Genomic DNA, 14,237 nt, shown 5'->3' with positions numbered 1-14,237 from the left:
TTTGTTTTATAGCCATGCTGAAATTACTTTGAATAAATTAACAATAATAAGGGTTAAGAGTACCAGCCAAGTGAATAAGGTGCCATAAAAGCGGCCAAAACTGGCGCCTTTTTTAGCCACCAGTCCAAGCGGGTAAATAATACGCGCAATGACTAACACAATGCCTGAGATGTGCAAAAGTAAGGGTAATCCGTTATTAATTTCATAAACAGCCATTAAAATTATAATAATGGGTACATATTCCAAGGTGTTTTGGTGGGCACGGATGTGACGAATACCTTCATCGTGGCCGCCATCACCCAAATCGACCTGTTTTTTGCGCCGGAAGTTAACGACGTTATAACTCAGCCATAAAACAATAAGCGCCAGTAAAGAAGCGTATAAAGCAGTGACGATAAGCATGGTCTTTATCCTGTTAAATAGTCAGATTATTATCGTTAAACACCAATAAGATGTCCATATGAATGGGTTCTTATTTAACAACCGCCGAGCCGGTTTCAGTACGGGGGTCGCTGGCGGCGTTAACTTCGCCGGTTTTTTTATCCCAATGTACGGCATGCATATTACCCCATTGTCCATCATAAACTTTGACAGTATGGCCTTTGGCCTTGAGGGCTTTGAGGGTATCGGCATCAAACGTGCCTTTTTCTGATGACAGTGCGTCCGGTAAATATTGATGGTGGTAACGTGGTTTTGTGACCCATGACTTAACATCATGACCATCAAAGTAATCGAGAATACCCAGCATCACCATGGTGATAATACGTGAACCGCCGGGTGTGCCCAACACCGCCACACCATCATCGCCGACCACAAAAGTGGGCGTCATGCTGGACAAGGGTCGTTTACCCGCTTCAATTTGGTTGGCTTCGCCACCGGTCAATCCATAGGCGTTTGGCACACCTCGCTTGGCTGAAAAGTCATCCATTTCGTTGTTTAATAATACCCCGGTACCTTCAGCAATAAAGCCCGAAGCCAAGCCGGTATTAACTGTTAAGGTGGCAGCCACCAGGTTGCCTTCGGCGTCAATCACCGAAAAGTGGGTGGTATTTTCACCTTTGGGCGAATCACCAACACCCGGTAAATATTCAGATGGCAGTGCTTTGTCAGGGTTAATGGCGGCGCGTAATCCGGCGGCGTAATAAGGGTGGGTTAGGCGTTGTGTCGGAATACTGACAAAATCAGGATCACCTAAGTAGAGACTGCGATCGCGGTAAGCGCGGCGCATGGCTTCAGTAACCAAATGAACACGGTCTGCTTGAGCCATTGTCGCTAAATCCCAGGGCTGTAAAATATTTAGCATGGTGGCCAGCGCAATACCGCCGGAGGAAGGTGGCGGTGCGGTAATCAGCTGTTGACCTTGATAATTGGTGGTAATCACAGCGCGTTCTTTGACTTGATAGTTTTTCAGGTCATCTAAGGTCCAAATACCACCATTGGCTTTGACTGCGGCCACTAATTTTTCAGCAGTTTCACCTTCATAAAAACCTTCAGGACCTTTTTCTGCAACGCGTTTTAAGGTTTCAGCCAGGTCTTTTTGTACCAGAATGTCACCGACTTTTAAAGGCTGTCCTTGTGGCAGGTAAATGGCTTTGGAACTGGGGTAGCGCGCCAGCACTTTTTGTTTGTTGTTAATGTGTTTAACTAATCTAGGATAGACTTTAAAACCATCTTCTGCAGCCCGAATGGCCGGTTGTAAAGATTGTTTGAGTGGCAACTTGCCGTAATGATCAGCAATATGTGCGAAACCGGCAATTTCTCCCGGAATGGCCGCAGCCATCGGCCCATAGAGCATCAGATCGCGATTGACATCACCATTTTCATCGAGGTACATATCCCTGTGCGCCGCCGCAGGTGCGGTTTCGCGACCGTCAATCATGATGTTTTTACCGTCTTGAGCACGGTGCAGTAACCAGAAGCCACCGCCACCAATACCTGAAGACTGTTGTTCAACCACGGCCAAAGTGGCGCTGATGGCAATGGCCGCATCAAAGGCATTGCCACCTTGGGCTAACATCTCATGACCGGCTGCCGTAGCCAAAGGGTGGGCACTGGCAATACCGGCTTGTTGGGGTTTTTCGGCAAAACTGAAGGGGCTGCCCAGTAGCAAGATTAACAATAAAGTTTTATTCATAGTGACTCGGTCAATTGACGGTATTTTTGTAAAAGTTGTTCTTCAGTCTCTTCGTGGTTGGGATCTTTGGGGATGCATTCAACCGGGCAAATTTCAGCACATTGTGGTTCATCGAAATGACCCACACACTCGGTGCATTTATCCGGATCAATTTCAAAAATTTCCGGGCCCATGTAAATCGCTTCATTTGGGCATACCGGTTCACAGACATCGCAATTAATACATTCATCAGTGATGATTAAAGCCATGATTACGCTCGCTTGGAAAATTTATCTTTTAAGGCTTGCTGCACAATCGGGTGGGCAAATTCAGAGACATCACCGTTGAGCATGGCAATTTCTTTAATCAAAGAGGAAGAAATAAAACTGTACTGCTCTGCAGGTGTTAAAAACATGGTTTCAATATTAGGAATCAGGTGGCGATTCATGCTGGCCAATTGGAATTCGTATTCAAAATCTGACACCGCTCGAAGACCACGTAAAATCACCTTGGCGCCCATCTCAGTGGCAAAATCTGCCAATAAAATATCAAAACCAACCACCCGAACGTTTTTAAAATCATGCAATATTTCCGCTGACAATTCAATGCGTTCTGCCAGAGAAAATAAAGGGCCTTTACGTTTCGAGTCAGCAATGCCGACAATCAATTCATCAAACAAAACAGAGCCGCGTTTGATTAGGTCATAATGGCCATTGGTAATGGGATCAAATGTTCCCGGATAAACTGCGATTTTATCATTCATATCGTTTCCAAAGTTCGTAATTGACTTGACCACTGGTTTTTTGTTTTAAACATGTAAAATATGCGGCGTCCAAAGGTGGCGGCTGTTGTTGTTTTGCAAATTCACGGTAAATCCTTGCACCTGGTTGCGTTACATCAGGCATTATAACATTGATTGCTGCTATTGCATCGCTGCTAAACGGCGGGTCAAGAAAGATTATGTCATAATGTTGCCGGGTGTTTTTTAAAAACGACAGGGCGTCACTCTGAACAATGTTCACCTGATCAAATGTCAGATCTTGGGCATTTTCTTGTAATTGCTTAATGACCCGATGACTACTGTCAACAAATGTCACTTCTTGCGCCCCGCGTGATAAAGATTCAAAGCCTAAAATTCCACTGCCGGCAAACAGATCCAGCACCCGGCAACCGGTTAAATTCGGACCCAACCAATTGAATAAGGTCTCTCGAATGCGATTACCTGTGGGCCGTAAGTCGTCCTGGTTTCCCACTGTAATCAAACGGCTGCGGTGACTGCCACCAATGATGCGGATTTTTCCTTGTGTTTTTCTGTGCATGAATTGATTATGAAAGCCTGATTTGGTTGACTTGAATCTGCTAAACTAAACGCCATATTTTAACGGAATCTGCAGCATAACCCCAAACCATGAAATTTTTTAAACGAAAAAACAAAAATAAGCCGCCAAAGCACGACAAACATGAATCACCTGGCGAGTCTATTCAAGAGCAATCAACCCAAGAAGTCACTGAAGATCAAGCAGATGTAGGTCAATCAGTGAATCCGGTCACAGACGAACTGGCTACAGATAATTGCGAAACTGATCGGCATGCCGAACCGCTTAAAAATAATGAAGCGAATGGTACGCAGGATTTAGAAAAACAACTGGAAAAGACGCAAGCCAACTTCGGCAAAAAGATGAAACAGTTGTTTTCTTTTAAAAAGAAAATTGACGAAGACCTGTTTGAGGATTTGGAAACCACATTGTTGATGGCCGATGTTGGCGCCAATGCCACCATGGAGATTTTGGAACAGGTGCGTAAATCTTTAAAGCGGCGTAATTTATCGGACTCTGATGCGGTGCTGGAAGCCCTGCGTGAAGAATTAACGGTCATGGCCAAAAAAGTGGAAGCACCTCTGGTTATTGATGTCAGTAAAAAACCCTATGTGATTCTAGTCGTCGGCGTGAATGGTGTCGGTAAAACCACCACCATTGCCAAATTGGCCCGTCGCTATAAAGCCGAAGGTCATAATGTCATGCTGGCCGCCGGTGATACCTTCCGGGCGGCGGCTGTTGAGCAATTAAAAACCTGGGGTGAGCGCGAAGGCATCGCGGTGATGGCACAAAAAACCGGGGCTGATTCAGCGTCCGTTATTTTCGATGCCATGACATCAGCCAAAGCGCGTAGTATGGATGTTCTGATTGCGGATACTGCAGGGCGTTTGCATACCCAGGCCAACCTGATGCAGGAGCTGGCGAAAATTACCCGCGTGATCAAGAAAAACGACGACAGCGCACCCCATGAGACCCTGATTGTGATTGATGGTGGTACCGGCCAAAACGCCATTTCTCAGGTCCGTGCTTTTAACGAAGCCAACAAACTCACCGGTTTGGTGATTACCAAACTCGATGGCACGCCCAAAGGCGGGGTGTTGTTCAATCTGGCCAATGAATTCGGCAAACCGGTACGTTATATTGGCGTCGGTGAACGCAGCAGCGACTTAAAACCTTATCAGGCAGAGGACTTCGTCAGCGCCATTATAGATTGATGGTAAAGGTAACTGATGACAGTTTCAGTGCCCGGATTATTGCCTGGCAATTACAAAACGGCCGCCACCATTTGCCCTGGCAAGGCGATAATCCCTATTATGTGTGGTTGTCAGAAATCATGCTGCAGCAAACCCAGGTGGTTAAAGTCATTGATTACTTTAACCGCTTTATTAAAGCTTTTCCGACTTTAGATGAATTAGCAGCTGCTGATGAGCAAACCGTGATGGCCTTGTGGTCGGGTTTGGGTTATTACAACCGCGCCCGCAATCTACACAAAGCCGCACAACTGTGCCAACAAAAACACAACGGACAACTGCCTGACACGATGAGTGAATTAATGGCGCTGCCCGGCATTGGCCGAACCACGGCCGCCGCCATTATGTCACTGGCGTACAATCAGCCCGAGCCGATACTCGATGGTAATGTTAAGCGCGTTATGGCGCGTTATTTTAAAGTGGCCGGCGAGCCCAACAGTGGCCCAACATTAAAAAAACTGTGGCAACTGGCTGAGCAACAGCAAACATCAGAAAACCCGCGGGCCTACAGCCAGGGCCTAATGGATTTAGGCGCCACCCTATGCACTAAGCACCAACCGCGATGTCTTCAATGTCCGGTCCAAAATCATTGTTTGGCTTATCAAGACGACGTGATTGAACACTACCCTGAGAAAAAGAAAAGATCCAAAATCAAGGAAGTCGATTTATTCTTGCATTTGTCTTTTGTGGGCAATCAACCGCAATTAGTGAAACGCGCTGAGCGCGGAATCTGGTCAGCCATGTGGTTTCTGCCTGAATTTAAATCCAAACAAGCCCTTAAAAACAAGCACCCCCAAAGTCAACATCTGGCCAGTTTAAAGCATGTTTTAACCCATCGCCGTTTAACACTGCATGTGTTCACTTCTGCCGACGATAAAGCCCGACAAACCCCCATTGAACGCGATAATTTGGTAACATTACCCCACCCAACAGCCTTAACACATATTTTGGATTACTATGACAACCATCACTTGCCTTAAATATGGCGCAGACCAGGAACCAATCCCGTATCGACCCTATCCGGGCGAATTGGGCGAAAAGATAAAGAACACTATCAGTCTTAAATTTTGGCAAGAATGGCTGACGCTGCAAACCATGATTATCAACGAAAACCATCTATCGCCCATTGACCCTGAGCACCGCAAAATTCTAGAAGATAAAATGCGCGCTTTTTTGTTTGAAGGCGAAGACGTTACACCCGAAGGTTTCAGTGAAGACTAAACAGTCTATAAAACAACAAAAAACAATTATAGTTTGACACCGTTATAACAGCTTACTATAATTCGCGTTCTCAAATCAGGCATCAGCCTGACCACACCTTAGCCCGGTTAGCTCAGTCGGTAGAGCAGGGGATTGAAAATCCCCGTGTCGGTGGTTCGATTCCGCCACCGGGCACCATTTATCACTTCTATACAGTACTTTAGAACTTCATTCTTTATTAGTTAGAATCTTGAGTGAATTTTTCACCACCCTGACATTACAAAAATTATCATTGACTATAAAGTGTGTGACAAGAAAATAATATCACAGCAGATTCCTAACTAATTCTCACTATCATAAAGTTTGGAGTGCTTTTGAATCTTGACATTATCAGTTAATCTTTATATCTTATTAATTTGTGTCCCTGCTTGAGAAACCTGGTTAATCAAATCTTTGGTTTTCTCTATTTTGCTTGATTTGTTTGCTTGATAGAGTCTTAAGCCATTTTCTAGCCAGCTTAAACTTTGAGAGGTTTTACCCTGCTTGAATAAGTACTTTCCCTTATTGACATAAAAATCACCTAGCAGAGTCTCGTCATACTTTTTTTGCTTTTGTAAATTTTGGATTGCCATTTCTATTGCCTCTATTGCCAAATCAAATTTTAAGGCCTTAAAATAGCTGAGTGAAAGCTGATTGAAATATAATGAAATATGCCAGTGTTCTTCCCCTAAAGATTTCTTGGCTACTTCAACAACATGCAATTCCAACTGTATCGCTTGGTCTAAATTTCCTGTTTCTCGAAATATACTGGCTTTTACAGACAACGGATTGATCAGTTTATAATTATCCGAACCAAGCTTATTTGTTACTATCTCAATAGCGCGATCGATATGACGATGAGCTTCATCAAAATTTTTCCTGGATTTCTCTGCCTGCGCTAAATTAATATGACTTATGTGAATATCTAAATGGTCTGCACCTAATGATTGAATTCGAGATTGATAAGCTAACTGGTAATACTTAGCAGATTCATCATATTTTTTTAGCTGATTTAGCGTTACACCAATTGAGTTTTGTATATTGGCTATTCGTGGATGACTTTCGTCTAAAAACTTCTTTATCATCTCAAGAGCTGATAGTTGCAGCTGAAATGCCAGCTCGTACTGCCCTAATTGTTTGTAAGAGTACGCTTGATTATTCAACATATTTGCTAATTCGGGATGTCCGTCTGGATAAGCATCATTAAATATGTCAATTGCTTTTTGATACGTTGAAATTGATTTATCAGATTGTCCCATCGTTTCATGTAAATAAGCGATTGAACTGTATCCCATTGCAGTAACAGGGTGATTTTTACCAAATATTTCTTCGTCAAGCTTGATGGCTTGTTTATACATTTCATGTGACTTTTCAAAATCGCCAAGCTCCTCATAAGAAGAACCTAAATGAAATAGTGTTTTTGATATCTCAGCACGATTGGAAGGGTCTATAACCTTAAGTAACTCCTCATATAGTTCAACTGTTAACTGGTGGTCAGCTTTCTTTACACTAACATAAGCAGACGCTTTGAGAATGATTTCTCGCCCATTTTCCGGATTGTATGTTCTAACTACTTTTTCTAATTTTGTAATATAGTTTTCAGCCTTTTCTAACTCATTAAGATAAGTTAGTCCTATGATTAAACCTTCAAATACATCTAATCGTACTGGAAGCTTTAGATCTTTTTCGAGTAAAAGGTTTTCGTAGATTTTGACAGCCTCAGTATAATCGCCAATTCTTAAATACAAACGCCCAACTGTTCTAAGGTAATCATGAGAAGTTATGTCTTTGCCCATCAACTCAATTTGCTCTTTTGTCTTTTCAGTCTTTCCTAAACCTAAATACGCATTTGCCAGTGCAATCCGAATTCTTTGTTCTGACTTATCGTCACTAAAGTGTTTAGTCACTAAGTTAATGTTGCTTTTATCTAATAACTCTTCAAGTGAAACATCGTATGCAATCCCATTAGAAGGATCTGCGAATTGAAATATTGATTCCAGGAAGCTTGCTGTTTCTTCTGCTATATTTTTTTCATGCCTAATCATTTTATTTTTTGAGTAAGTTACTACGGACAGGCTGGCAAGGAACACAAAAATTAATGTAGAAAGACCTATCTTTAATGGATTAGCTTTTATCAAAAAAGAAACTTTTTCATGTCTATTGTATGGATAGTTTTCAACCCGTTTATTTTTTTGTAAAGCGTCGATTGCTTTTATTAAAGTTTCAATGGTTATTTTTCTTTCTGAAAGCTGTTTAGATGTTGCCTGGTCAATAAGCCACTTTAAAACTCTTTTTGATTGAAAATTTTCAAATTCACATTCTAAAAATATTTTATTTGCAACTTTTCCTAAACTAAACACGTCCGATGCTGTAGACAATGGGAGCCCATGTAACTGTTCTGGACTCGCATAATTTATACTCGCTGCTGCAATTTCAACGTGCTGTTCATCTCGTTGTAAGCCTCTTGCGATCCCAAAGTCCATGAGCTTAAGAACGCCATTATTATTAACTAATATGTTGGATGGTTTAATATCAGCATGAATAATGGCTTTTGCATGGACGGCTTCAACGGCCTCACATAAGGTTTTAAAAATTTTAAGTCGCTCTTGGAAAGATAATTTATTCATTTCGCAGAACTCATCAATGGGCAGGCCATTGACAAACTCCATAACAATAAATGGTAAACCTTCTGAAGTTCGATCAATATTATGAATTGTAGCTACATTGGGATGTTTGAGGTTTTCTAAAATTTGAGCTTCCCGATTTAAGAAATTGATTCCTGTTAGCTTTAAAACCGAAGGTTTAATAACTTTTATAGCGACCATCTGCTCCAATTCGCCATCATTACGTTTCGCAAGGTAAACAACAGACATACCACCAGCACCTAGTTTTTTTTCAAGCTGATAAACGCCGAGTTGCTGTCCCTCCATGTGCTCAATTTCTTTATCGCCCAATAACTGAGTTGCATTGCGATGTATCAAAGGGGCGATCAGGGTGTCGTTTTTCTGTTTGATATGGATGTTAATTAACTTAAGGGTCTCGTTGTACAAGGGCTCACTTCTATCTACCAATTCATCTAAATTTCGTTTTAACAAAGACGTATCTTCATCAACTAAATGAAGAAATAATTGATATGCATTTTTATATTTTTTCATAAGTCAATTACAAGATTTTGTTTAAAGTTTAAGTATGGTGGTTAAGCACTTTTATATGTGCTAATTGGATAGTGCGAAAATAATAGAATCTAACGATTGAATGGATGTTTAAGCATAAACACCATAAGTACAGAGTATGTAAAGTCATGAGCTATTCATTTCAGAAATTACGAAAGCCTTACCGGCTTTGATTTGCTTGTAAATATGGCTCTTCTTACTACCGGTTAATTCAACAATTTCATCAACTGATAGGCCAATAAAATAACGCCAATTTAATATTCGAGCACATTCTTTAGATTCTTTAGCTAAACTGTTGAGCGCCATATCTAACTGCAGAAACTCATCTTGCTTACCTACGGCCATAAAAGATGTTAAAGATATATGCTCAAGGTTTCCCCCACGTTTTTGCGCTGATTTCTTTCTGATTTCATCAACCATCGAGTTTCGAATAAAAATTGAAAGGTAATCAAAAAGTTGGTCACGATTCTCATATAATTCTTTTGGAGGTACTAAGCTTAACAAGGCATTATGTAATAATGAGGTGGTATTTAAAGAATCTAAAATATCCTTGTCAGAGGACTCATTCTTGCTGCGTTTGTTGTTGATATGATTTTTACAAATAACATGACAATGATGATAGATGAGCGTTTTTAAGCGTTCACCACTACAAGCGTCTCCAGAAGCCCAGGAAAATAATAAAGTTGTCAAATTGGAGTCATTGCTCATGTATCATCCAAGCAGAAATAATTAAGGCGGTGCTAATAAAATAAGAAGAAATGACTCCATTGATTTCTATCCTATGTTCAAAATAAATCACGAATAAAGCCTCCCAATATGCTGGCTACATGATAATAGTTATAATATGCTTAGCTTATCAGTTTTTTGCTTAATGTTAGTAGCTCTAATTAAAGTAATTTTCATATTAGCGTTATGGCACTATCTTTACTCCTGTATCTAAGTAAGAAATTTTTGCTTAATTTTGTTTGTTTTCAATTTTCATTATTACTACCTGTTCTGCTTAAACCGGACGAACGTCGCGATACAAGTCAACTGCACAATTAGCAACTAAAATCGCATCCGATTTCAAACATTTAATATTGGCTATACTAATAACTCTGTGCATTAGCCATCTCAAATGCAATTGTATGAAAGATTTTTAAATTAATTTAGAGATGGTTTCTCAGTAGCTTCACCCCGTCATGTATCCGCATAAAGCTAAAATTCTGTTAGAAAATTACCCGTCCTACTTCGAACAGATAATATTTTTTGAAAAATTGTTTTTGTTTTTCGTGGGTGTTTAATTGGTAAATTATTAGTTTAATATAACTAAATTTAAGTTAAGGTTGTCAATAATAAGCTTTATTACTAAAAACATATATGTGCTTTGTAAGTAATTTAAATACGGATGTTAAATATATTCATAGATAAAACAAATAAGAATTAGAAAAATGAAAAATCATGATAAAAAACACTAGAACACTTAAGGCAGTATTGCTATCCCCTGTACCAACGTTCTTTATAGGAATTTTAATAGGCGTGGTATTTTTCATGACTATTGCAAAAAATGATAATTCTGGGGCTAGTTTATTAATAAAGTTGTTAATGTTTGGAATTACGCTGATGCTAATTTCATATATAGTCATAATCATAATTGGGATACCAATGCATATCATCTATCAGCGTAAAAATATTAGATTATTGTATGCATACATCATCCCGCCAACTCTAATTATAACTTTAGCTGTCTACTTTAGATTGATTAGTCAATGTAGTGAAGAGTTGTGTTTTTATCAATCTGAATATCTGTGGTTTGTTTTACCTGCGCTTTTTGTGCCTCCAATTATGTTTGGTGTTTTTTGGTATTTAGTTAGCAAACCAAAATAAAATAATAAATATTTAAAAGGTAGTCTTTATGAATAATGCAATAATATTTACTTCCCTGAACTCCATATCTAAGCTGAATAATAAAGTATGGAGTATTTTAATGACTGATTATAATAGAATAATCTTGTTCTTTTTTTTAATAATTTTTTCAAGCTGTGTATTATCCAAACAAAAGAAAACTTCTCAGTCTTTTAAAGAGTCAAGAGTTATTGAATTTGTAAACAGTAAAAATAGTATTACTAGAGAAGATTTTTATACTATCTTGTTCGACAAAATTAATAATGAATTGATATTTGTTACCTATGAAAAAGGCGACAAATATATAAAAGTTAATAACATTTTCAGAAAAGCCAAAGTCAGAAAAGTATACTTACCTAAATTAAATAAAAACTCTAAACTAAAAAAGCATAGCCCGGAATTTTATGAGTTTTATATGAAAAAGGATTGCCAATCATACAGTATGGTAAAGGGTGATTATTTTTGTTATCTTGTTTATTTAGTGGATAAAAAAGGACTTGTAAACTTCAGACCTCTGATAAGAGATCTTTCTAAAAGTAATTTTGATGAAGTTAACAAAAAGTTTAACCAAAATGGGTTTGTTGTTAAATTTGAACAAAAGAGAAATAGAAAATATCATTTAATAGACGTAATCGAGATAACTGATTATAGAAAGTTAATATCTAAGTTCAAAAACAGTTTTCTTAACTTGAATCAATCGAATACAGACGAATTAGAATCAATACCAGAATATCTTATCTCGAACTTTACCATAGAAGAGCTTAATAATTTAAATAGGGTTAAAGAGTTAAATGTAGCAAGAGAAATTTTACAAAAGGTAAATGCTGATAACCTGATCGCAGTTGTTGAGTCCAAAATAGAAGTAGCCAATTTTCTGAACAACAATAACAATTTAGAGAATCTTACGATTTCACAATTAGAAAAAATGCATCAAGGAGAATTAAAAAACAATATAAAATTGGCTATAAAAAATAAACTAATTGAAAAATATAATACTTTTAACACTTTTGATTATTTAATAAAGAAATACGATTTAACACTTAATTTTGATGACTTGCTTCGAGCCTTTAAAGTATCAAACAATACTGCCCAACAATACATGATTTCAGAAAGGTTTTATAACAATCATTTAAAACATAAAATGGAGGAAAAAATTGATTTTAGTAATGATTTCCATAATATTTTGAAAAACTATTTAGAAAATACAAATGGGAGTCATGACGAGTTATCAGATTCAACGGTTAACGACTTAAATAAAAGTATCATAGCAAAACAAAATGATATTATTAACAAGACAATTGACGCATTGAAAACTAAGTCACTTATTGGAGCAAAATATATAAGCGGAATAATTTGGCAAGATCAACCAATAAATGCTCAAGATGTTACTAAGAGTGAAGCAGAAAATATTTGTAATAATTTAGAACTTTTAGGCAGCACGGATTGGAAGCTTCCAAATCTCGATGAATATGCCTTACTTCCTGAAAAGAGTTCAAACCTATTTTCTTATATTGCAAGATTTGATAATAGTTCATCAGACTATGTTGCAAGTGGTTATTGCGGCAATCGTAGCTTTGGCATATTAGGAATGAGAGATTGTAATTTTTGTATTGATTCTGACTATCCAAAAGAAGATGATTTTCGTAGATGTCGAAATGTTTTTAAATTAGCATTTCGTTGTATTTTAGATGTTCAATCTTATGCAGTTAAACAAATAGAGCTATCAAAATCCTTCATTAAGGAGGGTACTTTTAAAGGCTATTTATCTGCATTTAATGCTACTGGCAATAAAGAGCATTTAAAAGAAGCTTATGAATTAGCAAATACCAGTCAAGAGAAGTCAGAAATAGAAATAAGCATTATCAAAAACTTCGGAATTGATTCAGTATTCTCAATAACAGGCGAGTTGAATAGTAAAGAATCTGATGTTAGGAATGACGTTTCAGAAAAGCTATTAAAGTTTATAACCTCCAGTGATAAATCAGAAGTTTCATTGATTATCAAACCAAGACAAAAACCAAAAATACAACCAAAGTATGGTGATTATAAAATAACTGCTAAATTCGACATTGCATTAACATATCAAGTTACCGCATTTATGGTTAGCCAACCTGAAACTAAACACATAGGAAAAACCTTTGAAGTAATTTTAAATAGTAGTAATAACTACATTTCAAAACAAAAGTTTGATTTAGGTTTTATAACAAATAAAACTCAAGGTGCCATTCTAGGGATTAGCTCATCCAGAAAATTAACTAAAATAAACACAAAAATATCATTTGAAAATATTGAGTTGATAGATAAATGAAAATATTAACAATCCTATCAATATTTTTCTCTACTACAACTTTTTGTCAAGAAATTGATATAGATAGTTTATTTGAAGAACCAGTTGAAAAGAACGATAACAGTAACAATACAATTGATATAAAAACTTTTCTAAAAGAAAGTAAAAAAACTCAAAATAAGGTATCAAAAATCATAACAGATAGAGAAGAAGAAAATAAAAGAAGAGCAAGGTCTAGAGATACATCAAATGATATTTGTTATCAAATCTCAGACAATGACTCAGCGGTACAAGCTTGTTTAGGAAATGCATATTCAACTAAAAGTGAAAATGCCAGAAATATAATTCTAGGTAATTGTTATTCACTTGATAACTGGGCAAATGATAACGGTCTTCGCTCAGTGTGTGTAAATGGAAAAAATGGATGCTACTCTCTAGAAGAAAAAGATGTAGTTTCAAAATGTATTTCATGCAATGGCAATAATCGATGGGCTAGAATGTATGCCGTTGGATATAAGATGAGTTGTTATTAATTTTTCAAGTAGCTTCAATATCGATCTTGATGGTTACAAATAATTTGCACTTTGTATGAAATACAACCTAGGAATAAGCTGTGAATAACGTGATGTCTTTAGGTAATTATCTTATTGTCATTAGCTATTATGGCTAGGTTTACCGATGGTAAAAATTTGTCAGTTTATTTAATAAAAATAGAATTCATTAATTTATCTTTTATTAATAACCAGTTTTCATTGAGTTATGAGGCTAGGATTTAAATTCTGATTGTCTAATCAAATTGCATATTTTATGATTTAAAAGCCTAAAGGGCAAAATATTGTAAGCGCCAAGCGAACCCCATGGTTGATAGTTTAGTTTAGCTGTGTGTGGGTGTCTAATCGAGCTGGATGTTTTCAGGCAACAACTGTTCTATTTGTTCCACTGTTTTGGCGTTGGGTAGTTGGCGGTAGATTTCAG

General features: G+C 37.6%; 13 protein-coding genes and 1 tRNA gene. 7 read left to right on the top strand and 7 right to left on the bottom strand.

The window, feature by feature from the left end; translation table 11 throughout:
• Nucleotides 1–6: 6 nt before the first annotated feature.
• The 5 genes from OS173_RS03460 to rsmD form a co-directional block, all read right to left on the bottom strand.
• Complete coding sequence (locus tag OS173_RS03460; RefSeq protein ID WP_267182884.1) at nt 7–402, bottom strand: MAPEG family protein; 396 nt, start codon at nt 400–402, stop codon at nt 7–9.
• A 70-nt stretch (nt 403–472) separates the two neighbouring features.
• On the bottom strand, nt 473–2,134 hold the full coding sequence (gene ggt, locus OS173_RS03455; protein WP_267182883.1) for a gamma-glutamyltransferase: 1,662 nt from the start codon (nt 2,132–2,134) through the stop codon (nt 473–475).
• On the bottom strand, nt 2,131–2,382 hold the full coding sequence (locus tag OS173_RS03450; RefSeq protein ID WP_267182882.1) for a YfhL family 4Fe-4S dicluster ferredoxin: 252 nt from the start codon (nt 2,380–2,382) through the stop codon (nt 2,131–2,133). Before OS173_RS03450 ends, ggt begins: the two co-directional genes overlap by 4 nt.
• A gap of 2 nt (nt 2,383–2,384) precedes the next feature.
• The gene (gene coaD / locus OS173_RS03445; protein WP_267182881.1) at nt 2,385–2,876 is read right to left on the bottom strand and encodes a pantetheine-phosphate adenylyltransferase; all 492 of its coding nucleotides are present in this window, start codon (nt 2,874–2,876) and stop codon (nt 2,385–2,387) included.
• Complete coding sequence (gene rsmD / locus OS173_RS03440; protein WP_267182880.1) at nt 2,869–3,432, bottom strand: 16S rRNA (guanine(966)-N(2))-methyltransferase RsmD; 564 nt, start codon at nt 3,430–3,432, stop codon at nt 2,869–2,871. Before rsmD ends, coaD begins: the two co-directional genes overlap by 8 nt.
• Nucleotides 3,433–3,521: 89 nt before the next feature.
• Between rsmD and ftsY the strand changes: the two genes are divergently transcribed.
• From ftsY to OS173_RS03420, 4 genes are all read left to right on the top strand, one after another.
• On the top strand, nt 3,522–4,643 hold the full coding sequence (ftsY, locus tag OS173_RS03435) for a signal recognition particle-docking protein FtsY (protein ID WP_267182879.1): 1,122 nt from the start codon (nt 3,522–3,524) through the stop codon (nt 4,641–4,643).
• Nucleotides 4,643–5,659, top strand: a complete 1,017-nt coding sequence (gene mutY / locus OS173_RS03430; RefSeq protein WP_267182878.1) for an A/G-specific adenine glycosylase — start codon at nt 4,643–4,645, stop codon at nt 5,657–5,659. The genes ftsY and mutY overlap by 1 nt, the downstream gene beginning before the upstream one ends.
• Entirely contained in the window at nt 5,637–5,900 is a 264-nt protein-coding gene (locus tag OS173_RS03425; protein WP_267182877.1) for an oxidative damage protection protein, read from the top strand. The genes mutY and OS173_RS03425 overlap by 23 nt, the downstream gene beginning before the upstream one ends.
• Before the next feature lie 101 nt (nt 5,901–6,001).
• Nucleotides 6,002–6,077 (top strand) — tRNA-Phe (locus OS173_RS03420).
• A 203-nt stretch (nt 6,078–6,280) separates the two neighbouring features.
• On the opposite strand, the gene OS173_RS03415 is transcribed toward OS173_RS03420, so the two are convergent.
• Together OS173_RS03415 and OS173_RS03410 are read right to left on the bottom strand one after the other, a co-directional pair.
• A complete protein-coding gene (locus OS173_RS03415; RefSeq protein WP_267182876.1) occupies nt 6,281–9,073 on the bottom strand; it encodes a serine/threonine-protein kinase in 2,793 nt (930 codons plus the stop codon).
• 144 nt (nt 9,074–9,217) lie between these two features.
• The gene (locus tag OS173_RS03410; RefSeq protein ID WP_267182875.1) at nt 9,218–9,799 is read right to left on the bottom strand and encodes an ECF-type sigma factor; all 582 of its coding nucleotides are present in this window, start codon (nt 9,797–9,799) and stop codon (nt 9,218–9,220) included.
• Nucleotides 9,800–10,531: 732 nt separating this feature from the next.
• On the opposite strand from OS173_RS03410, the gene OS173_RS03405 reads away from it, so the two are divergent.
• The 3 genes from OS173_RS03405 to OS173_RS03395 all read left to right on the top strand — a co-directional run bounded on the left by OS173_RS03405 (nt 10,532) and on the right by OS173_RS03395 (nt 13,795).
• The gene (locus tag OS173_RS03405) at nt 10,532–10,957 is read left to right on the top strand and encodes a hypothetical protein (RefSeq protein WP_267182874.1); all 426 of its coding nucleotides are present in this window, start codon (nt 10,532–10,534) and stop codon (nt 10,955–10,957) included.
• A 100-nt stretch (nt 10,958–11,057) separates the two neighbouring features.
• On the top strand, nt 11,058–13,283 hold the full coding sequence (locus tag OS173_RS03400) for a hypothetical protein (protein ID WP_267182873.1): 2,226 nt from the start codon (nt 11,058–11,060) through the stop codon (nt 13,281–13,283).
• Nucleotides 13,280–13,795 (top strand): hypothetical protein, encoded by a 516-nt coding sequence (locus tag OS173_RS03395; protein ID WP_267182872.1) that lies wholly within the window; start codon nt 13,280–13,282, stop codon nt 13,793–13,795. Before OS173_RS03400 ends, OS173_RS03395 begins: the two co-directional genes overlap by 4 nt.
• The last annotated feature ends 442 nt before the right edge of the window (nt 13,796–14,237 follow it).

Origin of the sequence: Marinicella gelatinilytica (assembly GCF_026410405.1) — a bacterium.
Lineage (GTDB): Bacteria > Pseudomonadota > Gammaproteobacteria > Xanthomonadales > Marinicellaceae > Marinicella > Marinicella gelatinilytica.
Note: the sequence above shows the minus strand (reverse complement) of the source record. Positions and strands in the feature narration are given on the sequence as shown.